General features: G+C 41.7%; 18 protein-coding genes. 13 read left to right on the forward strand and 5 right to left on the reverse strand.

Annotation, left to right across the window (positions count from 1 at the left end; all coding sequences use genetic code 11):
- Positions 1–4 precede the first annotated feature (4 nt).
- The 3 genes from IWX76_RS09380 (at position 5) to IWX76_RS09390 (ending at position 3,602) form a co-directional block, all read left to right on the forward strand.
- On the forward strand, positions 5–1,147 hold the full coding sequence (locus IWX76_RS09380) for a putative sensor domain DACNV-containing protein (protein ID WP_196859639.1): 1,143 nt from the start codon (positions 5–7) through the stop codon (positions 1,145–1,147).
- Positions 1,148–1,710: 563 nt separating this feature from the next.
- Positions 1,711–2,043 carry a PadR family transcriptional regulator gene (locus tag IWX76_RS09385; RefSeq protein WP_196859640.1) on the forward strand — a complete coding sequence of 111 codons (333 nt, stop codon included), beginning with the start codon at positions 1,711–1,713 and terminating at the stop codon, positions 2,041–2,043.
- Positions 2,040–3,602 (forward strand): PspC domain-containing protein, encoded by a 1,563-nt coding sequence (locus tag IWX76_RS09390; protein WP_196859641.1) that lies wholly within the window; start codon positions 2,040–2,042, stop codon positions 3,600–3,602. The genes IWX76_RS09385 and IWX76_RS09390 overlap by 4 nt, the downstream gene beginning before the upstream one ends.
- A gap of 27 nt (positions 3,603–3,629) precedes the next feature.
- On the opposite strand, the gene IWX76_RS09395 is transcribed toward IWX76_RS09390, so the two are convergent.
- Together IWX76_RS09395 and IWX76_RS09400 are read right to left on the reverse strand one after the other, a co-directional pair.
- The gene (locus tag IWX76_RS09395) at positions 3,630–6,347 is read right to left on the reverse strand and encodes a carboxypeptidase-like regulatory domain-containing protein (protein WP_196859642.1); all 2,718 of its coding nucleotides are present in this window, start codon (positions 6,345–6,347) and stop codon (positions 3,630–3,632) included.
- 136 nt (positions 6,348–6,483) lie between these two features.
- A complete protein-coding gene (locus IWX76_RS09400) occupies positions 6,484–7,113 on the reverse strand; it encodes an NAD(P)H-dependent oxidoreductase (RefSeq protein WP_196859643.1) in 630 nt (209 codons plus the stop codon).
- A 210-nt stretch (positions 7,114–7,323) separates the two neighbouring features.
- On the opposite strand from IWX76_RS09400, the gene IWX76_RS09405 reads away from it, so the two are divergent.
- The 3 genes from IWX76_RS09405 (at position 7,324) to IWX76_RS09415 (ending at position 12,023) form a co-directional block, all read left to right on the forward strand.
- Positions 7,324–8,538 (forward strand): OmpP1/FadL family transporter, encoded by a 1,215-nt coding sequence (locus tag IWX76_RS09405; protein WP_196859644.1) that lies wholly within the window; start codon positions 7,324–7,326, stop codon positions 8,536–8,538.
- Positions 8,539–8,556: 18 nt separating this feature from the next.
- Positions 8,557–9,888, forward strand: coding sequence for an SGNH/GDSL hydrolase family protein (locus IWX76_RS09410; RefSeq protein WP_196859645.1), 1,332 nt, complete (start codon positions 8,557–8,559; stop codon positions 9,886–9,888).
- Positions 9,889–10,157: 269 nt separating this feature from the next.
- Positions 10,158–12,023, forward strand: coding sequence for an alkaline phosphatase (locus IWX76_RS09415; protein ID WP_334641587.1), 1,866 nt, complete (start codon positions 10,158–10,160; stop codon positions 12,021–12,023).
- Between the two features lie 255 nt (positions 12,024–12,278).
- Here IWX76_RS09415 and msrA read toward each other — a convergent pair whose 3' ends face one another.
- Positions 12,279–12,884, reverse strand: coding sequence for a peptide-methionine (S)-S-oxide reductase MsrA (gene msrA / locus IWX76_RS09420; RefSeq protein ID WP_196859646.1), 606 nt, complete (start codon positions 12,882–12,884; stop codon positions 12,279–12,281).
- A gap of 238 nt (positions 12,885–13,122) precedes the next feature.
- Here msrA and IWX76_RS09425 point away from each other — a divergent pair, with 238 nt between their 5' ends.
- The gene (locus IWX76_RS09425; protein ID WP_196859647.1) at positions 13,123–14,088 is read left to right on the forward strand and encodes an isopenicillin N synthase family dioxygenase; all 966 of its coding nucleotides are present in this window, start codon (positions 13,123–13,125) and stop codon (positions 14,086–14,088) included.
- A gap of 474 nt (positions 14,089–14,562) precedes the next feature.
- Here IWX76_RS09425 and IWX76_RS09430 read toward each other — a convergent pair whose 3' ends face one another.
- Positions 14,563–16,398 (reverse strand): serine hydrolase domain-containing protein, encoded by a 1,836-nt coding sequence (locus IWX76_RS09430; RefSeq protein ID WP_334641588.1) that lies wholly within the window; start codon positions 16,396–16,398, stop codon positions 14,563–14,565.
- Positions 16,370–18,004 carry an amidohydrolase gene (locus tag IWX76_RS09435; protein ID WP_196859648.1) on the reverse strand — a complete coding sequence of 545 codons (1,635 nt, stop codon included), beginning with the start codon at positions 18,002–18,004 and terminating at the stop codon, positions 16,370–16,372. The genes IWX76_RS09430 and IWX76_RS09435 overlap by 29 nt, the downstream gene beginning before the upstream one ends.
- 115 nt (positions 18,005–18,119) lie before the next feature.
- Here IWX76_RS09435 and mutL point away from each other — a divergent pair, with 115 nt between their 5' ends.
- The 6 genes from mutL to IWX76_RS09465 are packed head-to-tail and all read left to right on the forward strand — an operon-like array spanning position 18,120 to position 25,085.
- Positions 18,120–19,970, forward strand: coding sequence for a DNA mismatch repair endonuclease MutL (mutL, locus tag IWX76_RS09440; protein WP_196859649.1), 1,851 nt, complete (start codon positions 18,120–18,122; stop codon positions 19,968–19,970).
- A gap of 2 nt (positions 19,971–19,972) precedes the next feature.
- Positions 19,973–20,707, forward strand: coding sequence for a rhomboid family intramembrane serine protease (locus tag IWX76_RS09445; RefSeq protein ID WP_196859650.1), 735 nt, complete (start codon positions 19,973–19,975; stop codon positions 20,705–20,707).
- The gene (locus tag IWX76_RS09450) at positions 20,700–21,572 is read left to right on the forward strand and encodes a rhomboid family intramembrane serine protease (protein ID WP_196859651.1); all 873 of its coding nucleotides are present in this window, start codon (positions 20,700–20,702) and stop codon (positions 21,570–21,572) included. The genes IWX76_RS09445 and IWX76_RS09450 overlap by 8 nt, the downstream gene beginning before the upstream one ends.
- The gene (locus IWX76_RS09455; RefSeq protein ID WP_196859652.1) at positions 21,572–22,684 is read left to right on the forward strand and encodes an endonuclease/exonuclease/phosphatase family protein; all 1,113 of its coding nucleotides are present in this window, start codon (positions 21,572–21,574) and stop codon (positions 22,682–22,684) included. Before IWX76_RS09450 ends, IWX76_RS09455 begins: the two co-directional genes overlap by 1 nt.
- A 54-nt stretch (positions 22,685–22,738) precedes the next feature.
- A complete protein-coding gene (cysS, locus tag IWX76_RS09460; protein ID WP_196859653.1) occupies positions 22,739–24,199 on the forward strand; it encodes a cysteine--tRNA ligase in 1,461 nt (486 codons plus the stop codon).
- A 25-nt stretch (positions 24,200–24,224) separates the two neighbouring features.
- The gene (locus tag IWX76_RS09465) at positions 24,225–25,085 is read left to right on the forward strand and encodes a YybH family protein (protein ID WP_334641590.1); all 861 of its coding nucleotides are present in this window, start codon (positions 24,225–24,227) and stop codon (positions 25,083–25,085) included.
- Positions 25,086–25,124: the final 39 nt, after the last annotated feature.

Below are 25,124 nucleotides of genomic sequence, written 5' to 3' on the forward strand. Positions count from 1 at the left end.
TTCCATGATTTACCAGTCCACCTATCAGGCAGCTAAGATTGTTGCTCCACAATTGGAAACGATTTTTGCACAACATTTACAGGCTGCAAAAGAAAGTGGTGAAGAAGACCTGGCCCCCCTTCCTGAAGCCCGATTTGTGGAGCAGATTCTCGATGCTGCGTTTTGGGCCAGTCTGCGTAAAGAGGAAGGTCATCATACAAAAATATCCATTGCTTTTGTTCCGCCAGAACAAGCGGGTAGTCCCTTATTGTTAAAACATACCTTGCCTTTAAACCCGACCATGCTCACCAAGTTTGCCCCGGGTGTGGAGCGTGCCGGTGTTCACATTGGGGTATGGCATAAAGATGGACAATTGTATGTATGGGGCACCACGATTATCATTCCCAATTTTTGCTTTATACTGGATGTTTCTGAGCCTGGTTTACTGGTGATCAAACACCGCCGCATTTATGGTTTTGGTAAATACACAAACCTTGCAGTACTCAAAGGCGAACAGATTAAGTTTGTTGATACCACGTCGCCGCGTTCGCACGACTGGCCTACCATGTTATTAACGCTATTAGACCTCACCGCACCTTCTTATTGGAACGATTCGGTTAATGTATTGATACAGCTGGCCGTGTCTATGCGTGCACACCAGCGTGGAGGTACTTTACTGGTAGTTCCATCGTCAAATAACAGCTGGCTACAGTCTATTGTAAAACCAATACTCTACGGTGTACAACCTGCCTTTGGCAGTTTGTCTAAATTACTGTCGCAGGAAAGGAAAGAAGCGAGCCAGATTTTTTGGCAAACGGCCTTGAAACGTGAGGTAGACCACCTGGCGGGGCTTACTGCCATTGATGGCGCCACCGTTGTCAATGATCAATACGAATTGCTTTCTTTTGGTGTTAAAATAGGCAGGGCTAAAGGGAAAGAGATTCTGGAAGAATTGTCCTATAGTGAACCTGTGGTGGGTGGAGGTGCTAAAATCATTCCGGCCACAAAAGTCGGTGGTACCCGGCACTTATCGGCAGCACAGTTTGTGTTTGATCAGAAAGATGCCCTGGCATTGGTGGCTTCCCAGGATGGTCATTTCACCATTTTCTCCTGGTCGGTAAAAAATAATTGCCTGCAGGCACACCGTATCGATTCGCTGTTACTGTAATTCTTATACATGTGCTGCTGAAGTTGTCAACGGGATGGTTGGCAACCTTTTTTCTTTTTATATAGAAAATAAGATAGCGGCAATGATCGCAAAAGTAAACAACATAGTTACAACAATACGATCAATAACTATCCAGTCCTGATGAGTGAGTTTTCTTGTGACTTTAACATTTTTTTCTACACTATGCCTGGCAAAAATCGTAAAAATAGGGTGGGTTTTAATGATCATAGGTATTTGTATTGATGTTATTCATTTTAGTACAAACTGCACGCCAATTCTATTAATTAATACTAAATGCTATAAAAATGCCTTCTGTGAAGCACATGTGTAACTTCCTGTTTCTTAAGGGATGTATAATTTAGCCCACACTGAGGTATTGACCTGTACAAATTACCGTAAAAGAAAAAATAAGGTGTAATCTCTCCAAAATTCCTCGCCATTCCGTAGGCTAAATCATGATTATTAAAAATAATTTGCTGTAAATCAATAAGATAAACAATAATTAATAATTTATACAGTACTATGTATTGCATATTACTATATAAAACATATATCTTTGTTATATGATAGCAGAAAATACGCAAACACAAATGCGCAAGGGCATACTCGAGTACTGTGTGCTGCTGATAATCTCTCGGGGAGAGATTTACGCATCGGATATAATCGCTGAGCTAAAATCGGCGAAGTTGCTGGTGGTAGAGGGTACACTTTATCCTTTATTAACCCGCTTAAAAAATAATGGCTTGTTGAGTTATAATTGGGTAGAATCTACCTCTGGGCCGCCAAGAAAATACTACGAACTGACCGACGTAGGTAGGGGCATAGTGAAACAATTAGACACCACCTGGCAAGAATTAGCCTACGCAATTGAAACTTCTAAACAGACAAAGAAATGAAAAGAACGCTAAACATAAATATTGGTAATTCCATCATCCATATTGAGGAAGATGCCTACGAGCTGTTAAAGGCTTACCTGAATGAAATCAAGTCGCATTTTGCAAAAGGCGCTGACGATTTTGAAATTGTAACCGATATAGAAAACCGGATTGCTGAGATGTTTCGGGAGATCTTATTTACGCAACAGAAGCAAGCCATCAGTATAGAAGATGTGCAGTTGATTATTGCACAAATGGGAACGGTTCGTGATTTCGAAAACATGGAAGCCGAAGAAGAAGGGTCATCTGCACCATTAGAGGCTCCTGTTATCAAAAGGTTATACCGTGATACCGAGAACGGCATGGTGGCCGGGGTATGTGCTGGTTTGGGTCATTTTTTGAACATCGAAGACCGCTGGATCAGGTTAGCATTTCTGATTTTAATATTCTTTGGGGGTGCAGGCTTTCTGGCTTACCTGGTGATGTGGATCATTGTTCCCCGTGCGGCTACCCGTTCTGAAAAGATGTACATGAAAGGTGAACCGGTTAATTTACAAGGGTTTATCCGTAATTTTCAGGAAGAGGTTGAAAACAACGAGCTTATAAAACGTTCTGGAGGCTTCGTTAAAGAAATGGTGGATTTGCTGGGAAAGTTTTTAACGGGATCCGGAAGAGTTATTTTTAAACTGTTTGCTGGGTTCATCATCTTTTGTGCGGCCATGATGTTGCTGAGCGTAGTCGTGATGTTAGCTACCTTTTTAGGTTTTTTTGATGGAAGTGCCAATGACTACTTTCCATTCAGTATGGTAGCTGCGCATCACCTTCCTTTTCTCCTGTTTGCTGCGTTTGTTACCATTGCCGTTCCATTATTGGCTTTAATCCTGTTTACATTCAGGGCAGCATTTAACGGTCGTCCCATTCACCGTTCTGTGTCTTTCGGCTTATTGATCATCTGGTTGTTTGGTGTATGTACTGCGATTTTTTATGTTGCCAAAGTAAGCGCCGAGTTTAAAGAAGAGGCAGAGTTTACACAGGAAACGACTTTGACGCCATACCCGGTATATACGCTGGAGATGGATAATTCCCGCTTTTTTTCTAAAGAAGATAGTGTGAAATACCAGATTCAGGCAGACCGTAATAAGGGCAGGGTGATTTTACAGGACTACGATGGGGCTTTTGATGAACCGAAAAATGTGCGTATTCATATTGAGAAGAGCCTTGGTGATAAAGTTTCGATCACTCAAAACTACAGTGCGCAAGGCCGGAACTTTGAAATGGCCTTAAGGAATGCACAGAATATTGCTTACGACTTTGTGCAACAGGATTCGTTGCTTCGCTTCAATCCTAAATTGCACCTGAATAAAGCAGCCAACTGGCGTAACCAGGAAGTGGAAGTAACGGTAAAAGTGCCGGTTGGTACTAAGTTGATGTTGAATGAGGATCTGGATCGTTATTTATCACAGTACGGCTCATGGGCATGCAATCGGGAAGATGGTGTAGACCATGAGTACACCACTTGGGAAATGACAACAGAGGGTTTAAAATGTACACATGAAATAAACACCGGGGAACCACATTAATTTGGTTGCTCCCCGGTGTTCCGGGATTTATTTTACCGTATAGCGGAAGACAAAACGGCCGGGGTTGCCGTTTTTGTCCAAGCCTTCTAATACAGCTTTATAGGTTCCTTTACCCTCCGCATTATAAAATTCAAAGGTTACCACTCCGGTTTCATCCGTTACTATCCTTGGATTCCAGTATATGGTGGTCCTTAAATCTTTTGCCGTACTATTTGGAGTCGTATATCTAGGTGAGTAAAATTCTCTTTGTTTACTGAAGCCTTTAGGTTCCAGAGTCACCATGTTTTCCTTAGGTAATAATTTCCTTAGTTCTTCCATGCTCATCTTTTTACCCACAGGTGCTTTCTTCATGTTGATGGAGATGACCCCATTTGTTCCGTAAGTACGGTTTACTGTACCAAGTTCGTCTCTTAAAAAGATTTCAATAGATTCTATTTCATTGATGTTAACACTGCTAATAGAAAACGCATCAACCGGGCTGCCTGCCAAAAAGATTTGCACAGGTACTCTTTTGCCGGCTAAAAAATCACGACTGATATAAAAGTTATTTTCTTCAAATGTTAAGCCTGTAGCCATGGTTCTTAAACAGCTAAGCAGATCATTGCAGCCTGAAAAGCGCTCTGGACCTAGTTCATGATCTGCCATCATAGGTAGCGATGATAGTGCAGAATAATCAGCATGGCTCACCTTTTTAATCGGCGCACCGGTAATTTTAACTTCTTTCAACTGTCGTAAATGACTGTATTGCTTTCTGCTATTGCTCAGGTAATTATTTAAAGTACTGTCAATGTTCATCACTTCCTCCACCTTATTGATGTTATGAGTCATTTCTGGAAAGGGGGCAGGATCCACCATAATCATCAAGTTGCTGCCGTTAGTGCCGTATTTTGCACTGATGACTACTTGCGAGGAGTCTGGGATACTTAAGTTTTGGAAGTTAAATACACCTGATGGGCTTGTAAGTGCTTCTGCGGAGTAAGTTCTTCCTGGAATGGTTAAGCGTAAACCTGCTTTTTTAACCGGCATTCCGGTGCGGTCGCGTAACGTTCCGCTAATGTTCATGCCCTGCTCTGGAAGCATGGTCACCTTCGGATAACGCCCGGCCAGAATATCACTGTACGTAAATCGGCGGTAACCCTGGGTCAACATCAGCAGATCGAGATCCGCCAGTTTTTTATCATCCGTTTTATTGAAATAATAGTTCGGCTTTTCCAAGTAACCTTTAAGGTCTGAACCTAAAAGCATCTCGCTTAAAATGGTGGTTTGTGCATCTTCGTTAGCCGGAACTTTTTGCTCATCAGTAACCGCTACGGAGAAGTGACCAGCCAGTTGTTCTGTTGCATTTTTAGCCGATACCGTCATCTTTACCTTCTGACGTGGCTTATAGCTAGGCAAATCCGTTTTAACATTTAATGTCATGGCATCCTGGCGTAAAATAAAGACCAACCTTTCACTTGCCGGCTGTCCGGCGGCAGAAAATAAGGTGATTTGTATAATTCCAGAAGGGAATTTGTTTTTAGGGATTTTAGCGGCGGTTACCTGGCTCATTAAAGCGGTTTGTGCAGCATAATAAATCACGCCGGCATTTTGAGCGACGATATACACCCCTTTTTCTTTATTTTGTTCGAAGAAGGTATTATTGGCAACAATTTTTAAGTTAATATTTTCTGGATTGCTATTGTTCACCTGCAGGGCAATTCCGCTGGCCACCGGTTTAGGTAAATCAACAGTTTTAGTTGTTCCATCTTTAAAGTTGATGTTCGCCTTATAGGTTTTCCCTTCTTCCATATTTACATAAAATGCACCCATACCTAGATGAGCTGATTTGAAAGAGGTAATGATGTTGCCATCCTGATCTGTAATGGTTCCTGATAAATCTACACCTAATCCTTTAGCATTAACTGCTTTAAAAGCAACCTGTGTAGGTACGCCCAGAATCAGTTCACCGCCTTCGGGGAAAAATTGGATATCATTAACAGCATCAATGGCTTCAAACTTAAAGCTAGAATTCAGAGTCTCCTTGTCGGCAACAGTAATGTCTGTCACAAGCTGGCCTGTTTTAATCACCTGGTTTTTACGTGGTGTAATACTCACATTCAAAAAGCCGTTTTGGTCTGTAGTTCCTTTGCCCTTACTTACCTCTTCAAATGACGAAATCACTTTCCAGTTGACGGCTCTATTAGCTAAAGGTTGTTTTTCTCCATTCTTATATTGAATACGGGCATTAATCAACTGCCCTTTATCAGCATTGCTGGTTTCGTAACTAAAATGGGTGAGCAATTCTTTATCTACAGCCGCACCAATTGGAATGGTTTTGCTGAAGAAATAATCAGGATCGAAATTCAGCATCCACACGGTGTAGGCCCTTACATAGTAGTTGCCTTGTTTAAAGGTAAGTGGGTCTAGGGGAAGATTACCATAAGCCATGCTGTTGGTGACCGGATATTTAAGTGTGCTGACCAGGGAATCCTGACTGTTCATGATATCGACATACACGATTTTACTCAGTGGCGATGGCATATTCTGGTCTGTGGTTAAATATGCCTTAAACCAGATGGTGTCAGAAACGCTATAATATGGTTTATCGAAATGCAAGTACACTTTCTCAACAGGGTATAACTCAGGTATTTTACTGGTTTTGTTGATAATGTTCTTTAAAGTTGTCGTGTCTTGCTGTGAAAAGGCCGTAAGGTGTAAACCACTTAGGACTAAGATCAGAGCAGATACAAATTTTAAATACTTCATGAATGTAAATTAACGATTGATTTTGCTAATATATTCATTTAAGGCCTTAGCTTCTTCATTTTAGCCAGGCTTTAACATATTTTGACATTTATACCTGGCGCCACACCTTACGGCCAAATAAAAGAATTAATAGGGATTAGTATGCTACAACGAAATCAGTTAATGGACTGCGAACTTTCTTTAGGTTCACTAACCAATCGCCATTTTCATCGCGGTAGCCCAAAGTAAGCATCGTGGTGCTACGTAAATTCAAGGCTTTTAAGTCTAGTAATTCATCAAGTTTACCGGCATCAAATCCTTCCATTGGCGTTGCGTCAACTTCTAATAATGCTGCTTCTGCAATGGCCATTGCAAAACTGATATAAGATTGTTTTGCTGCATGGTGGTAATTTTCTTCTGCAGTTTTTGAAGTTAAAGTAGTAATCAGCGTGTTTTCATAGTCGGCAGTTGCAGTTGCTGGCAACCCACGTTCTGCATTGGCATGGGCAAATACAGCCCTGATGTTTTCTTCAGTATACTGATCCCATGCAGCAAAAACCAACAGGTGGGAACAGTCTATAATTTGTTGCTGACCGTAGGCAAGTTCAGCTATTTTAGCTTTTAATTCAGGATTGGTGATGACGATTACTTTAAAAGGTTGCAAACCTGAAGAGGTAGGGGCAAGGTGTGCGGCTTCTATAATTTGGTCAACTTTGTCTTGAGGAACAGCATTGCCATTCATTTTTTTAGTTGCATAACGCCAGTTTAAGGCTTGGATCAAACTCATATTAATATTCTAATTGTGTTATTATTGTTACGTTAAGCCCATGATCAGGCTTTTCTGCTTAGCAGCGCGCTGTAAAGTTATCACGGCTGCATGCTTAAAAGATGCGCCATAACTCTTTTGACTTTTAAATGAAAAATTGTTTCTTTGTTATGCATGCATAAGTTATCTTTAAACTATGTTAGCATAACATTTAACAAACAACCAGATATCATGAAAAAGATTTTACTCAGTTTTTTAATGGTTATACCTGTATGGGGATTCTCTCAATCTTTCCAGGTGAACCTTCAAGGACAAAAACAAATTGGAATGGCGGGTGCCGGTACAGGTGTTGCCATGGACGAGGCGGCCGTATTTTTTAACCCAGGTGCAGTTTCTTTCTTAAAGAAAAATGGCGTTCAAGGTGGCGTTAGTCCGATTTTCTTAAAAACAGTTTTTAATGAAGCGGGATCCGACCGTTTAGAACATAATAAAAGCAAAGTGCCTACGCCTTTTCAGGCTTATGCTGTTTTCGGCAAGCCTGATGGTCGTATAAGATTTGGTTTAGGTGCTTATACCCCTTTTGGTGGCGCCATGCATTGGGATGAGAACTGGAGTGGTAAGTATACGGTGACTTCTCTTGATTTACATGCGATCTATATTCAACCAACGGTAAGTATAAAACTATCTGATCATGTTGGTATTGGTGGTGGATTGGTTTATTCTATGGGTAAAGTTGATTTAAGGCGCGCAGTGCCGTTAACGTTAAACAATGGACAATCGGCCACGGCAAAACTACAGGGTGATTCGCATAACTTCGGATGGAACGCCGGTATTTATGTGGAAACGGTTTCAGGTGTTTCCATTGGTGTAACACACCGCTCGCAGGTTACGGCTACAGTTGAAGAGGGTGATGCAATATTTGACGTTCCTGCAGCATTGGCAGGCGGTTTCCCAACAAAGTTTAATGCTGATTTGCCATTGCCAGCAACTACTTCCTTAGGTCTAGGATTTTATCCTTCAGCAAAAACAACCATTGCGGTTGATGTGAACTGGGTACACTGGAATAAATACAAAGAGCTTGCTTTTGAATATAACAACAATGACCGTGTTGAAAACACCAGGTCTCCACGTAATTACCATGATTCTGCAACCTTACGTTTAGGTGTTGAAAACCAAACAACAGAGGCCATTGCCTTAAGAGCAGGTATTGGTTATGCTTTTACACCAGTAGGTAAAGGTTATGTAACTCCGGAAGTTCCAGATGCTAATAGACTATTGTTAAGTGCAGGTGTTGGATTTAAGCCGACTGAGCGTTTAGGCATAGACTTTTCATTTTTATATGAAAACATTGTGGCCAGAACTGAAACCAATATCGAAACGGGCTTAAGTGGCACCTTCAAAACGGTAGCTTACATCCCTGGCATCGGTTTATCTTATAAATTCTAATTATCAATCCAGAACATCATGAAATCACAATATTTATATAAAAGCTTGCTGGCTGTCGCCATTCTGGGATTAGCCGCTTGTAAACCATCAGTTGATACGATTGTTCCAACAAAAGGGACAGCAGATTTTACCAGGTATATTGCCATTGGTAACTCATTGACCTCAGGTTATGCCGACGGCGGATTGTACCTGGATGGCCAGAAAAACTCCTTTCCAGAAATGATTGCACAGCAGTTAAAAAGCGTAGGTGGTGGTAATTTTACCAGTCCGTTTTTTAATGAAGCACAGTCTAACGGCTCTGGTTATTTAAAATTAAGCGGATTTAATCCTAATGGTACGCCTATTACGGCTACAGAAACGGCCAACCTGGCTGTTCGTGGGCAGCAAGCAATTCCAGGTTTCGGAAACGTAGTACTATACACCAAATATACAGGTGAAGTAGAAAACTACGGCGTTCCGGGCATTAAGTTGATGCATGTTAATTATGCACCATACGGCAATTTGAATGGTTTCTTTGAGCGTCTGCTTCCTGGAAATGCAGGTGCTAATAATACAACCTACCTTGATTTTGTTACCGCTAAACCTTTTACTTTCTTTAGCATGTGGTTAGGCAACAACGACATTTTAGGTTATGCCACCAGTGGTGGTGCCGGCGATGTGCCAACCCCTAAAGGCGACTTTAATGCCTTATACAATGCAGCTGTTGCCAAGTTAACAGCTAGTGGTGCAAAGGGTGTTGTAGCCACAATTCCTGATGTAACTAAAGTGCCATATTTTACTACAGTTACCTTAAATAGTTTATTGGCGGCTGTAAAGGCTACACCTGCAGGCGCGTCGGTTACTGCTTTATATATTAAAACCGGTGCAAGTGCAACCAGAGCAGCTACAGCAGCTGATTTGTTTACCCTAACACTGAGTTCAGCCAACGTAATTGGTGTTCCAAGTGCAGCAGGTATTCCTTACGGCCTACACCCGCTTAACCCAATTGAAAGTAAATGGGTGTTAGATAAGGATGAAGTGGCCGTAGTTAATGACTACGTCAATTCTTATAACAATACCATTAAAAGTGTAGCTGCTTCAAAAGGCCTAGCCTTAGTAGATGCTTTTGACATGTTAAGGGAATATAGTGCTACAGATGCCAGCGGTCATTTGATTGGTAAAATGGTGAATGGTGCTGAGGTAAGTTCTGCTTTCATCACCGGTAACTTGTTTTCATTAGATGGGATCCACCTGACACCAATGGGTTATGCAATTACTGCAAATGCTTTTATTAAAGCGATCAATGGGAAATATGGTTCAAGCATACCAACTGTTGATGTGACTAAATACAGAGGCGTGAAATTTCCTTAAGGATTGAAGTCTTTTGCATAAAAAACCCCCGGTTACTTTTAGTTGCCGGGGGTTTTTATTTATACCGAAGTGCCCGCTTCATTATGCAAATCCACATGTTGATGATCAGACTACAGATTTAAATGTACCTTTAATTCGGTTTGCGGAGGTGGTTTTAATTAAAGCTTACTCAGCTAACCAGTTGGATAGCGCCTGAGCAGGTGATGCGGAATGGCTGTGCCGCAAAGAGAAATTGACAACAGTAATGGAGTGATCAAACAAAATATCGGATGGTAAAAAAAACGCTAATACTATTTACCCTGAGCCTTTGCCTGCTTTTTAGCAAGGTGGAGGCCCAAACAGGGGTATCTTTTCATAACGGTCATAGTCATAACGACTATCATCAGCCTATTCCATTATTAAGCTCCTACCAGGCCCGCATGGGTTCTATAGAAGCTGATGTTTTTCTAAAAAATGGTCAGCTGTATGTAGCACACGATAGCACAGAGATTAGTCAGGATGCTACCTTAAGAAAGCTTTACCTACAGCCGCTGGCGGAATTTTATGTGAAGAATGGAAATACACCTTACCCGGATCCTGCACAGAAACTACAGTTGGTGATTGATGTCAAGGAAGATTACCAGCATGTTTTACCAGTACTGATCAAAGAGCTTCAATCGTTTAACACTGTTTTTGATCAGACCAAAAATGCGAAAGCCATAACGATTGCCATTAGTGGTGATATGCCACTGCCTGCAGCATTTCAAAATTATCCTGAGTACATCTTTTTTGATGGGAGACCGAACATTGAATATACACCAGCACAGTTGAAACGGGTGGTGATGATTAGCGATGATATCAAAAATCATACAGCCTGGAATGGCAAAGGAACACCAACAAATGCGGATAAACAGAAGTTGAAAAGCATTGTTGAAAAAGCACACCAGCAACAAAAGCCATTCAGGTTTTGGGGCACGGCAGATGGTCCGAATACCTGGTTAGAACTGAAACGTCTTGGGGTAGACTGGATCAATACCGACCAACCCAAACGTCTGCATGATTTCTATCAGCATAAAGATAAACTCAGTTATACCAATCCAGTGACTTATCCTGTATACCAGCCTACTTACAAATCGGATGGTACGAAGAAGAAAGTTAAAAATGTGATCTTGCTTATTGGCGATGGGATGGGCTTAGCACAGGTCCATGCTGGCTGGATAGCCAACCACGGAAATCTGAACATGACGATGATACGTCACCATGGTTTCTCGGAAACATCTGCTTCAAATTCTGGAAATACGGATTCCGCAGCAGGAGCTACAGCTATGGCTGTGGGTGAGAAAACCAACAATCGCTATATCGGTATGGGGCCTGATGACAAAAATAGAACTAACCTGCCTGATACGTTAGCACATTATGGTTTGAAAAGTGGCATTATCAGCTCTGCTGATGTTACAGACGCCACGCCTGCCGCATTTTATGCGCATCAAACAGACAGGTCTTTTAACCAGGCCATTGCCAAGGATTTACTCCATAGCCGTGTAGAGATATTGGTAGGTTCTGGTGGGAAAAATTTCATCGCCAATGCGGATACATCCTTAATGTCTTCACTTAATGGTAAAGGTTATACCTGGAGCAGATCCATGGATCAGTTTAAGCAACAAACCAAGGGAAAACAATTGGTGTTATTGGCTGATAGTGCGACCAGGCCCATAAAGGATGGTAGAGGGGATATGCTTGTGCAGTCTTTAAATAAAACCATTTCGCTTCTGGCTCAGGGTAAAAAAGGTTTTTTTATTATGGCAGAAGGCGCACAGATAGATTACGGGGGGCATGCGAATGATTTACCTTATGTGGTGACTGAATTGCATGATTTTGATAAAGCAGTCGCTGCAGCTTTGCAATTTGCAGATGAAGATGGGGAGACCCTGGTGCTGGTTACAGCGGATCATGAAACCGGGGGACTGACGTTATTGGAAGCATCTGCGGAACAAGGAAGTGTGCTTGGTGAATTCAGTACAAACGATCATACTAATATCATGGTACCAGTGTATGCCTATGGCCCGCAATCTTTTGAATTTATTGGTGCTTATTCCAATACCGCTATTTTTCATAAGATACTTAAGGTGTTGGCGCTTGGTAAAGGTAAAAATTAGGTTTCTTTTTTATAGACGTAATATTCAGTTAGATTGGAGTCATTCATGTTCCGGATCTACACAGACAGGAGTTCTTTAACGAAAAAGACCATGTTCTACTCCTAAAGAATGCCCCAAATAGTGTTTAACTTTTTGGGGCATTCTAATTATTCGGCCTCGCTTGCTATTGTGTTACCTGATTATTATACGCTAGCCAGCGCATAAACTGGATATTCGCATCATCTCATTTGTTTTTACGAATATTCCGACAGTGTTTTATGGTTTCGGCTTTAGTTTTCCTTTAAAAACCTTTTCTAGCTTTTCTAGTTTTGGCTGGATCACCAAACGGCAGTAGGGCTGGTTTTTATTGTTGTTAAAGTAATCCTGGTGATATTTTTCGGCAACATAAAAAGTTTTCGCTTTATCGATTGCAGTCACCACCGGTTTACCGAAAGCATTGATTTTGTTTAGTTCGTTTTTGTATTTCTGTGCTAATGCTTTCTGAGTGTCGTTATGGTAAAAGATTACGGAACGGTATTGTGTACCCACATCAGCTCCCTGGCGGTTTAAGGTTGTCGGATCATGCGTTTTCCAGAATACATTCAGTAGCTCTTCATAAGTTAATACTTTTGGATCGTAAGTGACTTCAATCACCTCTGCATGGCCGGTGATGCCACTTGATACCTCGTCATAAGAAGGGTTAGCAATGGCACCTCCTTCATATCCTGACCTTACTGCTGTAACGCCGGCTAGACGTTCAAAAACTGCTTCTGTGCACCAGAAGCAACCATTCCCAAAAGTTGCTTTCTCGAGTTTCCTTTGTTGAGCACTTGCGTCGTTAAAAGAAAAAAGGATTATAGCCATCATTATTAAATATCTCATCTCGTGTTTGTTTTATTAAAGTTACGTATATGACGACGGTTTAGTTTTTAAGGTGTTGAATTATCCGCATTAATTACACTTAACTGATATTTAATTGCTAAACTGGGAAGAAGTTCGTGACATATTTGTGGATAACTTAATCGCTTTTGGATGAGTTTATTAGAATTAGATTTCTTTTAAATCCGTTATTTATTAACAATTGTTTCCTAATTTTGAATCCATCACAAGAAAAGAAATTATGACGTCCACACCTTACATACCTTGTTTAGATTTAGGTTCATATATCAATGGAACAGAACAGGAACGCAAGCAATTTTCAGATGAGCTAGGTAGAGCTTTTAATGATTCTGGTTTTGTAACCATTACCAACCATGGCGTAAGTCAGGAATTGATTGATAAACTCTATGAAAACATCCAGGCTGCTTTTGCCTTGCCAAAAGAAACCAAATTTAAGTATGAGAAACCAGAATTAGCTGGTCAGCGAGGGTATACAAGTCCGGGAAAGGAAACGGCTAAAGGTGCTAAGACGGCCGACTTAAAAGAATTCTGGCAGATCGGTCAGGAAGTAACGGATGGTGATCCGGTGAAGGACAAATATCCGGCAAATGAAGTTCTGGAGGAATTACCTGAGTTTAACGCCATCACCATGGAGGTTTACAAGAAATTAGAGGATAATGGTAAACATTTATTGCGTGCCATCTCTACTTACCTGGGTTTGCCGATTGACTATTTCGATCAGCATGTACACAACGGGAACTCCATCCTTAGGGGTATACATTATTTCCCTATCGAAAATCCAGCGCTTATTGCTGATGATGCGGTTCGTGCCGGTGCACACGAGGATATTAACCTGATTACTTTATTGATTGGCGCTAGTGCAGACGGATTGGAAGTGTTAACCCGCAGTAACGAATGGTTGCCAATAAAAGCGCATCATTCTGATGTTGTGGTAAATGTTGGCGATATGTTGCAACGGTTAACCAATAACAAGTTACGCTCTACAACCCACAGGGTGGTAAATCCACCACGGGAGCTGATGAAAACATCACGTTTTTCTGTACCCTTCTTTTTACATCCCAGAGCGGATATGGACCTGACGAGTTTGGAGTCTTGTATTGATGCGGAACATCCGAAAGTTTATGAAGACATGACCGCAGGGGAGTATTTGGACGAAAGGTTGAGGGAGATTGGGTTGAAAAAGTAAAAATTCTTTTCGATTCAAAGGCTGAAAAGTTTTGCGAAGCGCAAAACCCTTCTAGGCCTTTTCATCGAATAAGTATTTTTATCCGAGGGAAGGGTTGAAAAAGTAAAAATTCTTTTCGATTCAAAGGCTGAAAAGTTTTGCGAAGCGCAAAACCCTTCTAGGCCTTTTTATCGAATAAGTATTTTTATCCGAAAATGCAGGAAGAGATGGTTTACGCAGAGCCGAAGGTGATACTTAATTTGAGTGCTCTTTCAAAAAAGTTTTAGACGTGTTATTTGAATAAAAAAGAAAAGACCAGTTGAAAAAATCAACTGGTCTTTTCTTTTAATTTACCGCTGTATTTTTGATATTAAACACCGTGTGTCATTAGCCACTGCGGAAACTTCTTTCCCACTCTTCCGGAAAAAATTCAATGTCTATGAAAAGGCCTAGAAGGGTTTTGCTCTTCGCAAAACTTTTCAGCCTTCGAATAGATCATTGAATTTTTAAATCAATGGCTTTATTTATCACATCCTGTATCCGTCCCCTCACCTTCAACTTTCCTAACATCTCCGATACCCCTGGGTGTACCCTGTTAGACAAAAACACATAAACCAGTCCTCGGCTTGGATCCACCCATACACAGGTGCCTGTATATCCGGTATGACCGTAAGTTTGCGGCGATGCTAATTTAGAAGGGTATTCTTTAGACGTATCTGGATCCCATCTGTCAAAACCTAATCCGCGTCTGCTGATGTTGCTGTTTTTAACGGTAAACATATCTACTGTTTCCGGGGTCAGGTATTGCTCACCACCATAAGTTCCTTTATTTAATAACATCTGGTACATGATGGCTAAGTCGTTCGCACTGGCAAACAAACCAGCATGGCCAGATACGCCGCCAACTAAGGCAGCACCCTGATCGTGCACATAACCCGTTAACAAAGTATCTCTAAAATAAGTGTCCTTTTCTGTTGGTACAATCTGGCTGGGTGAAAAGCGATTGCGTGGTAAGAAACCTGCAGTTTGCATACCTAAAGGTGTATAAAAGTTGTCGGCCACATATTGGTTTAGTGGTTTCATGCTTATGCGTTCCACAATATCCTTCATTACATACATGCTGATATCACTATACACATATTTCCCCCTGGTTTTAATAGGTGAATTTAACATCTTAGGCCACATCATGTCGTTGAAATAACCTTTTCTAATGTAGTAACCGTCGGCTACCTTGGTAGGGAAAGCGGCAGTAGAATCACTACTGTGGTCTGTTGGTTTAACAAAGTTTTGAAAAGGAATAAAGGGGATAAAGCCTGCCTGGTGTAACATCACTTCCCGCACGTTGATGCTATTCATTGGCGAAAGACGTGCTTTAGGGATATAGGCACCCACATTGGTGTCCAGTTGTAATTTTCCCTGTTCCACTAAGCGCATCACAGTAGGGGTGGTTGCCATGACCTTGGTAATCGAGGCAAGGTCAAATATATCAGTAACTTTCTCGGGTAAGCCATTACTGTCGTAAGTGTGGTTACCATAAGCTTTATTAAAAATCACCTTTCCGTCTTTTGCTACGAGAACCACCATGCCTGGGGCAGCCTTAGCCCTGATGGCTTCGGCAACTATCTGGTCAATTTCTTTAAGGTTGTCACTATTTACTCCAGCATCTTCTGGTAAGGTATATTTTAAACGACTGACGCTGGTATTGAAACCTGAGCCTGCAATGTATTTGCCTGAAAAATTGTTACGCAATTTTTGGTTAGCAGCGATGCCACCAAAGATGATTTGCGGAACAACTGCTGCTGCTGCTATGGTATTGGAGGATGCCCAGATGATTGGCGACTGCAAATTGTCGAAGGAAGTCAATGCACTTCCCTGGCCATATAAAGAGACGATCACCTTTTTTGATTTTGCAATGGAGCTGATAAAATTCAGGTAGCGGCCGTTTTTGGCGTCCTGATCAGCGATGGTGACAATAATCGTGTTGAAGTATTTCAGGTCATCTTCCAGTTCATTCAACGTGGCGCCGGCCACATAATTACTTGCAGAAAAAGGAGTTACTTTAGCATACTTGTTCAGTAAGCTGTCAACTGTAGACTGGTTATGGTAGCCCAGGCTCACCGAGGCGATCTGATGATCGCTTAAGTTACGTAAGGGTATCAGGTTCTCCTGGTTGTTTAATAAAACGGTGTTACTTATGATGGCATTCGTTTGTGCAAGACGTTGTGTATTTGTTCGATGCTCCTGTGCGCAGGCGCTGAAGGTTGACAAAGCAACCATACTGATGCCCAGCAAGCGGTACAGGTTATTTCTTTTCATAGACTTTTTCTCCATTAATATAGGTTTTTAATACTTGTGTGTTCAACATGTTGGCTGGTGCAACGGTCATCAGGTCGTTATCCAGTATCACAAAGTCGGCGAACTTCCCTTTTTCCAGACTTCCTTTTTCATGTTCCTCAAAGTTAGCTTTAGCTGCCCAAATGGTCATGCCTCTTAATGTCTGCTCTTTGGTTAAGGCGTTTTCCATCTGGAAGCCACCTTCGGGGTAGTTCTTAGCATCCTTTCTAACGCTCGCTGCATAAAAAGTGTACATGGGGTTAATATCTTCTACCGGGAAGTCTGTTCCAAGTGGTAGCCAGCCGTTTTGATCCATTAACTGTTTTAGGGCATAAGCACCTTTCAAACGCTCTTTACCTAAGCGATCGCCCGCCCAGTACATGTCGGAAGTTGCATGTGTAGGTTGTACTGAGGGGATGACACTTGCTGACGCAAACAAGGGGAAATCTTCGGGCGCTACAACCTGTGCATGTTCAATACGCCAGCGTTTATCATTTTTTCCGGCCAATACTTTGTTGTAAATCTTGAGGATGCTGCGGTTGGCAGAATCGCCAATGGCATGAGTACACATCTGGAAGTTATGTTTGGCAATTTTTCCGGCTACTTCCTCAAAATGTTTAAGGTCGCTCAGCAGGAAACCTGATTTGTTAGGCATGTCTTGGTAGGGGTGTAACAAACATGCGCCGCGTGATCCCAGGGCACCATCAGCATATACTTTAAAAGAGCGTACATTTAACCGTGGAGTTTTGATGGCACCGCGTTTAAATAAATAGTCGTAATTGGCTTTTTTGTCCGATAACATCACGTACAAACGCATTTTTAATTTATTCGATTCCTGTAAAGAAGCAATGAGGTCAACTTGTGGTGCATCGAGGCCACAATCATCGATAGTGGTTAATCCTGCTGCAAAACACTTTTCCTGTGCATCAAGTAATATTTTTTCTGCCTGGGCAGCGGTAGCTGGAGGTATCTTTCCTGCCACTAAATCTACAGCATTGTCAATGAGCAGCCCTGTGGGTTTGCCATCCTTCTCTACAATTTCTCCCCCGGTTAGGGTAAAACTCTTAGTAATTCCAGCTGCCTGAAGCGCTTGCTGGTTTGCAATTGCCGCATGCCCATCAATCCTTCTCAACAATACCGGGCGATTTGGAAACAATTTGTCCAATTGCGTTTTATCGGGAAACGCTTTCGACTTCCAATCGTTCTGGTCCCATCCTTCACCGATCAGCCATCCATCAGGATGCGATTTAGCAAATTCTGTCAGTCGCTCACAAACCTCTTCCCAACTTTGAGTCCCTCTTAAACTTGCTGTTTGTAAACTTTCGCCATAACCATAAAAATGGGCATGTGCATCTATAAACCCAGGATAAACAGGTTTTCCCTGTGCATTAAGCTCTTCCTTAGCAGAATAGGTTTTTTTTATTTCTTCGTCGGTACCCAGGGCAATAATTTTACCATCTGCAACGGCAAAGGCTTGTACGGTATCAAAGCCTTCGTTAACCGTGTATACTTTAGCGTTGTAAACAATGAGGTCTGCTTTTTGACTAAAGCAGCTGCTCAATAGCAGCGTCCCAAGGGCGAGACTGGATAGAAGTTTGTTCATGGGTTTAAAGGTATAAATTGAAGCGGCGACTTCCCAATTTACATTCAAATTAAAGAAAACACCTTAGTATAAGGCTTATTTTAGCTAAATTAGCAACCTTTACCGAAGATAATAAATGTCAGATATTATACAACTTTTACCCGATAGCGTTGCCAATCAAATTGCAGCAGGAGAGGTGGTCCAAAGACCCGCATCGGCCGTAAAAGAACTATTAGAGAACGCGATAGACGCAGGGGCGAATAAAATAAAACTTATTTTGAAAGATGCGGGCAAAGCGCTGATCCAGGTCATAGATAATGGCTGTGGGATGAGTGTAACCGATGCGCGCATGTGTTTTGAAAGGCATGCGACTTCAAAGGTGCGAAAGGCGGAAGATCTTTTTGCCATCCGTACCATGGGTTTCCGTGGCGAAGCCATGGCTTCTATTGCTGCCATTGCACAGGTAGAGATGAAAACCCGCCGCTATGAAGATGAGATTGGTACACTGATCGAAATTGAAGGGGCCAACTTTGTGAAACAAGAGCCGGTAGCTACACCGGAAGGAACCAGTATATGCGTTAAAAACCTGTTTTTTAACACCCCAGCGCGCCGTAACTTCCTAAAAAGTAACCCGGCAGAGATGCGCCATATTATTGAAGAATTTCAGCGGATATCCATGGCCAATCCGGCAATCACTTTTAGTCTGCATCACGATGGCGTCGAAATTTACCGTTTGCCGGCTGCAGTACTCAAACAAAGGATTATCCACCTGTTTGGAAATACTTACAATCAACGATTAATCCCTGTAGAGGAAGAAACATCCATCATTAATATTAAAGGATACATTGGTAAACCCGAATTTGCGAAGAAAACACGCGGGGAGCAGTTCTTTTTTGTGAACAACAGGTTTATCAGAGATGCTTACCTAAACCATGCTGTCAATAAAGCTTACCAGGAGTTGTTACCAGAGGAGAACTTCCCACTTTATGTATTGTTTATTGATATTGATCCTGCAAAGATTGATGTAAACGTGCATCCGACGAAAACAGAGATCAAATACCTGGAAGAGAAGTCAATATATGCCATTATCCATTCTGCTGTTAAACGCTCTTTGGGTAAATTCAACATCAGCCCTACCATAGATTTTGACGTGGAAACTGGTTTCAGTGGCATGATTACCCCTAAAGCACCGGAAGATATTGTTCCGCCAACCATAAGTTTCAATCCGAATTTCAATCCTTTTGCCGGCGAAAAAAGCACAGCGCGGACCCAATCTTATGGAGGTGGCTTTGATGTGAAGAGTGCGGGTAACAAAAATTGGGGCTCGTTATACGATATTGTGAAACACGATACAGTGGAACAGGCAACCATGGGGCTGGATGGTGCCGCTAACCAAGACGATAATTTTAAACCCCTGCAAAAGCAATTGATGCAGGTGCATAACCGATATATCGTGTCGCAGATCAAATCGGGATTGATGGTCATCGATCAGCAGGCCGCGCATGAACGCATTTTGTATGAACGATTCCTGGTTCACCTGGAAGATCGCAAAGGTGCATCTCAGCAGAGTTTGTTTCCACAAACCGTAACCTTGAGCCCTAACGACTACGAACTTGCCAAAAGTTTGTTGGAAGATATTAAAAGCCTTGGGTTTGAAGTACGCGAGTTTGGGAAGAACACCTTAGTGATTGAAGGTATACCTGTAGACCTGGGTAGCGGAAATATTAATGAAACACAATTGTTTGAACATTTAATAGAAGGCTTTAAAAATTCACAGCAAGAACTTAAATTAGACAAACGTGATGCATTAGCGCGTAGCATGGCGAGAAATAGTGCGATAAAAAATGGGGTAAGTTTGGGACAGGAAGAAATGAACACTTTAATTGAGCAGTTATTTGCTTGTAAAACACCTAACTTTAGCATCAGCGGCAGGCCTGTGATCCAAACCCTTACGTTAACAGAAATAGATAAAAAATTCGAAAAATAACAATGAATAACATTCATATACCGCCTATCGTCAAAAATCTGCTCATCATCAATGTTCTTTTTTTCGCGGCTACCTATGTTTTGCAAAGTAAAGGGATCAATCTGGCCAGTTATTTAGGCGCGCATTATTTCGATGCGCCAGACTTTAAAATATGGCAACCTATTACCTATATGTTTATGCATGGGGGCTTTACACATATACTATTTAATATGTTTGCGTTATACATGTTTGGAGGGGTGTTGGAAAGCCGTTGGGGATCTAAGCGGTTTATTAATTTTTACTTGATTACCGGCTTGGGTGCATTGGCGTTACAATGGGCAGTACAGGCGTTTGAAGTCTACCAAATTACAGGTAGTCCCATTAACCAGGGGGCTATTCCACTGGAGTCGCTGGCGCAAGGCATGTTTAATCCTGCCATGTTTACTGAATCACAGGCAGGCATCCTTCATGGTATATATTTTGCTCCAATGGTAGGGGCCTCCGGGGCGATCTTTGGCTTACTGGTTGCATTTGGAATGTTGTTTCCCAATACGGAAATGTATATTATGTTTATACCTGTTCCAGTGAAAGCTAAGTATATTATACCCGTATATATTGTTATAGAATTATCTCTTGGAGTGGCCAGTCTTCCGGGAGATTCCATAGCCCATTACGCACATCTCGGTGGTGCGCTTTTAGGCTTTATTCTGGTAAAACTATGGAAAGATAAAAACACATTTTACGATTATTATGAATAAGACGCTATTTGAAGATCTAAAGTTTAAGGTACTGCGCTCTGGGAATCCAGTATTCTTATACATCGGCGTAAATACTTTAATATTTGTGGTGATGTCACTCATTGGGGTGGCCATTTTCTTGTCTGGAAACAGTGCAACTGGCTTCAACGCGCTCATTCATGAGTACGTTGCTTTTCCAGTTTCGCTCTCGAAATTACCATTGCGGTTTTATACCGTACTTACCTATCAGTTTTTCCACGATGGGTTATTTCACCTGCTCTTTAACATGCTCTGGTTATACTGGCTGGGGCAAATATTCTTAGACTTCCTTAAGCCTCGGCAATTTCACTTTGTCTACTTAGCGGGTGGACTGGCAGGGGCTCTGTTTTTCACCCTTGCCTATCATACCTTTCCTGTATTTGCAGATAGTGTAGCCCAGGCTACCGTCATTGGCTCATCGGCTGCGGTGATGGCTATTGTTGTGGCTACCGCCACGTTGGTGCCCGATTTTTCCATCAGAATGTTATTCCTTGGTGATGTGAAATTGAAATACCTTGCCGTCGCCTACGTAGTTCTGGATGTGATTGGTTTGGCTTCTGCCAATGCAGGCGGCAGTTTTGCCCATTTAGGTGGTGCTTTTCTGGGCTTTATTTATATCAAAGCCCTTGGAAAAGGCAGCGATTGGAGCAATATCTTCAAAAGAACGCCCAAAGCGCCTAAAATGAAAGTCAACAAAAATGAGAATTATAAACGTAATGCTTCATCAAAAGCATCTACTGTAGCGCAGGCTGAAGTTGATGCTATCCTTGATAAAATCTCTAAATCCGGATATGATAAGTTAAGCAGGGAAGAGAAAGAAACGTTATTCAAGGCAAGTAAACATTAATGAAAAGAGCAAAACCTACATTTGCGGATCAGTTGCTGCGTCTGATTGCCCTCATGCTGGTGGTTTTCCTGATTTTAGGTTACCTGGCCGGGAATGTTGATCCACGTGATAACAGGCTGATTCCTTTTTTTGGTCTTGCTTATCCTTATCTACTGCTGCTAAATGTTTTTATGATTGCCTGGTGGTGCATCAGGAGGCGATGGATTTTCGCCCTGGTTACTGTTGTCGTCATCTTATTTGGCTGGTCGACCTTTCAGGCGACCTTCAGTTTTACTGGTGCGCATGGTGCCGGCCCCAAGGCCAATGATACCCTGCTTCGGATGATGACTTACAACGTCCATAGTTTCAAACCCTACGATGAGGACGGCGATGATTCTGTAAAGTCGAAAATACTGCAACTGATAAAAGATGAAAACCCGGATATCATTTGTTTGCAGGAATATTACACCCGTAAAAAAGGTAGTTACGCACTTACAGATAGCCTGAAAGCCTTAATGAATACCAAAAGCTATTATTACCTGCCGCATTCAGAAAATGAGTACGAAAGCACAGGATTGGCTATATTCTCCAAATATCCTATAAAGAACAAAGGCAATATCGCTTTTGAGACAGGCAGGGGAGGGAATCAAAGTATCTATGTTGATGTGGAAGTAAATAAAAAACGCATCAGGGTTTATAATGTGCATTTACAGTCTATTTCTTTCAACAAACAGGATTATCAATACCTGGATAAGGTAACCAAGAAGATGGATCCGGAGTTGGTGCCATCCAAAAGAATCCTAAGCATGCTGAATAGTGCCTTTCTTAAACGTAGCCATCAGGTGGATATCATGAAAGCACACATGAATACCTGTGAACTTCCTTACCTGATTGCCGGCGATTTTAATGATACGCCTGCATCATATGCGGTTACCCAATTAACGGCTTCTCTTAACAATGCCTTTGTGGAGAAAGGAAGGGGCTTCGGAACAACGTACAACGGCAGGTTTCCTAATTTCCAGATCGACTATATTGCGGCTAGTAAAGATTTAAAAATCATTAATCATCGCATCATACAAGCCCGTTTGTCAGATCATTTCCCCGTAAGAAGTGATTTGAGTTTAAACCCTTAATTATTTTACCTTTGTAAAAAAGACAGGAGTTGTAATGCTCAATTTCCAATATATATGAAAACAGGCTTAAAGTTATACAATACGCTTACCCGAAAAAAAGAATTATTTACGCCCATAAACCCACCGAATGTGGGTATGTATGTATGTGGTCCAACAGTATATAGTGATGTGCACCTTGGCAATTGCCGTACGTTCATCTCCTTCGACCTCATCTTTCGTTACCTTAAATATAGTGGTTATAAAGTTCGTTACGTACGCAACATCACCGATGCCGGCCACCTGGAAGGCGACCGCGATGAAGGTGATGATAAATTTGCCAAGCGGGCCAAGCTGGAACAGCTGGAGCCTATGGAAATTGTACAAAAGTATACTCTTGGTTTTCACGAGGTGCTGCAGTTGTTTAACACCTTGCCGCCAAGCATAGAGCCAACGGCAACCGGTCACATCATTGAGCAGATTGAAATGATCAAGGAAATCATGGACAATGGTTACGCCTATGAAGCTGATGGTAACGTCTATTTTGATGTGGAAAAATATAGTAAAACCTATAATTATACCATATTAACCAACCGCAACCTGGAAGATATGCTGGCTAATACCCGCGAATTGGGTGGTCAGGACCAGAAACGTGGTCGCCTGGATTTCGCCTTGTGGATAAAAGCAAAACCTGAGACTTTGATGAAATGGGTTTCGCCATGGGGATTAGGTTTCCCAGGCTGGCACATTGAGTGTTCGGCCATGAGTGCCAAATATTTAGGTCAGGAGTTTGATATCCATGGCGGTGGCATGGACTTAGCCGCAACACACCATACCAACGAAATTGCGCAATCCGAAGCTTGCAGTCACGTGCAGCCTGCCCGCTACTGGATGCATACCAATATGCTTACCGTAAATGGTGTACGGATGTCTAAAAGTGCAGGGAATGGTTTCCTTCCGCACGAATTATTCACTGGTAACCATGCTTTATTAGCAAAAGGCTTTAGCCCGATGACCGTTAAGTTTTTCATGCTTCAGGCACATTACCGCAGTACGCTTGATTTTTCTAACGAAGCCTTAGATGCTTCCGAAAAAGGTTTTAAGCGTTTAATGAATGCAGTAAATTTATTGGATAAACTTGTGCCTAACGGTACTGGAAGTATTGCTATTGATGCCATCAAGGAGAATTGTGTTAAAGCAATGGATGATGATTTCAATAGTCCGGTGGTGATTGCCGAACTGTTTGAAGCCGCCAGGATCATCAATAGTGTCTATGATGGAAAAACTACCGTAGACCAGGAGGAGCTGGATAAATTAAAGCAGTTGATGCAGGACTTCGTGTTCGATATCTTTGGATTAAAAGATGAAGATAGTTCCAATATCGAGTTAAACGCCGTGTTGGAAATGGTGATCGACATCCGTAAATCAGCCAAAGAAAATAAAGATTACGCAACATCCGATAAAATAAGGGTGGGTTTACAACAGATGGGTATTCAGCTAAAAGATAGTAAAGAAGGCACTAATTGGAGTAAAATATAAATCATATATTAGCATACATTTTATCATGATGACCAACAAATTTCTATATACCGTTATCGCGGCTTCCATTTCCCTTGGAGCCTATGCGCAAAAATCCGATGGCACCACTAAATCGTTGGTGAATGCTGAAAAAGAATTCGCAGCCAGTGCCTTAAAAAATGGCGAGAAATCTGCCTTTTTGGATTTCGCCGCATCGGATGCTTTGGTCTTCAGGCCAAATCCTGAAAATGTAAAGACGTATTATGCTAATCAGGAAAACATCAAAACCTTAAGCTGGACACCAACTTATGCCAAGGTATCAAAAAGTGGCGATTGGGGTATTACATCAGGTCCTTTTGTATTAGATGGACCGGAAAAAGCATACGGCCAATACCTTTCCGTATGGAAAGCAGTAAATGGTAAATGGGAGTTAACTTTAGACATTGGCGCTACGCATAACAAACCGCTAAATAAAGTTGAAAACCAATATATTGAACCTGCTAGTTTCTTTAAACCCAAGTTTAATACAGAAAAGCAAATAGCGGCGGGTAAAGACATTATTAACACAACGGAAAAGACGTTGAATGCTATGCTTAAGTCATATGGCGGTCCTGCTTTTGCAGGTTTCGTTAATCCTGATGCACACTTGATTTTTCCAGGTCATGAGCCAATTATTGGAAAAGATAAAATTGTAGCCTTCTACAACAGTATGGTGAGTAAAATGAATTTGAAAACCAACAAGATTGAAAAAGCTTTAGGCGGTGACCTTGCTTATACATCTGGTGTAGCTACAGTCGATTATAAAGCAGACTTAAGAGAAAGTTTTAATTATGTGTTTGTTTACGAGCGTCAGGCTGACCATAACTGGAACCTGATCTTTCAAATCTATACTCCGGCTGAGCGTTAATACAGTAATAGTAATTTAAACTGGGACTACTATTGTCCT

Origin of the sequence: Pedobacter sp. CAN_A7, from assembly GCF_015752175.1 — a bacterium.
Classification (GTDB): domain Bacteria; phylum Bacteroidota; class Bacteroidia; order Sphingobacteriales; family Sphingobacteriaceae; genus Pedobacter.

Bases quoted from the DNA above. Each gene is read 5' to 3' on its own strand.
- IWX76_RS09380 (WP_196859639.1), top strand. From the start codon at position 5: ATGATTTACCAGTCCACCTATCAGGCAGCTAAGATTGTTGCTCCACAA.
- IWX76_RS09385 (WP_196859640.1), top strand. From the start codon at position 1,711: ATGATAGCAGAAAATACGCAAACACAAATGCGCAAGGGCATACTCGAG.
- IWX76_RS09390 (WP_196859641.1), top strand. From the start codon at position 2,040: ATGAAAAGAACGCTAAACATAAATATTGGTAATTCCATCATCCATATT.
- IWX76_RS09395 (WP_196859642.1), bottom strand. From the start codon at position 6,347: ATGAAGTATTTAAAATTTGTATCTGCTCTGATCTTAGTCCTAAGTGGT.
- IWX76_RS09400 (WP_196859643.1), bottom strand. From the start codon at position 7,113: ATGAGTTTGATCCAAGCCTTAAACTGGCGTTATGCAACTAAAAAAATG.
- IWX76_RS09405 (WP_196859644.1), top strand. From the start codon at position 7,324: ATGAAAAAGATTTTACTCAGTTTTTTAATGGTTATACCTGTATGGGGA.
- IWX76_RS09410 (WP_196859645.1), top strand. From the start codon at position 8,557: ATGAAATCACAATATTTATATAAAAGCTTGCTGGCTGTCGCCATTCTG.
- IWX76_RS09415 (WP_334641587.1), top strand. From the start codon at position 10,158: ATGGTAAAAAAAACGCTAATACTATTTACCCTGAGCCTTTGCCTGCTT.
- msrA (WP_196859646.1), bottom strand. From the start codon at position 12,884: ATGAGATATTTAATAATGATGGCTATAATCCTTTTTTCTTTTAACGAC.
- IWX76_RS09425 (WP_196859647.1), top strand. From the start codon at position 13,123: ATGACGTCCACACCTTACATACCTTGTTTAGATTTAGGTTCATATATC.
- IWX76_RS09430 (WP_334641588.1), bottom strand. From the start codon at position 16,398: ATGGAGAAAAAGTCTATGAAAAGAAATAACCTGTACCGCTTGCTGGGC.
- IWX76_RS09435 (WP_196859648.1), bottom strand. From the start codon at position 18,004: ATGAACAAACTTCTATCCAGTCTCGCCCTTGGGACGCTGCTATTGAGC.
- mutL (WP_196859649.1), top strand. From the start codon at position 18,120: ATGTCAGATATTATACAACTTTTACCCGATAGCGTTGCCAATCAAATT.
- IWX76_RS09445 (WP_196859650.1), top strand. From the start codon at position 19,973: ATGAATAACATTCATATACCGCCTATCGTCAAAAATCTGCTCATCATC.
- IWX76_RS09450 (WP_196859651.1), top strand. From the start codon at position 20,700: ATGAATAAGACGCTATTTGAAGATCTAAAGTTTAAGGTACTGCGCTCT.
- IWX76_RS09455 (WP_196859652.1), top strand. From the start codon at position 21,572: ATGAAAAGAGCAAAACCTACATTTGCGGATCAGTTGCTGCGTCTGATT.
- cysS (WP_196859653.1), top strand. From the start codon at position 22,739: ATGAAAACAGGCTTAAAGTTATACAATACGCTTACCCGAAAAAAAGAA.
- IWX76_RS09465 (WP_334641590.1), top strand. From the start codon at position 24,225: ATGATGACCAACAAATTTCTATATACCGTTATCGCGGCTTCCATTTCC.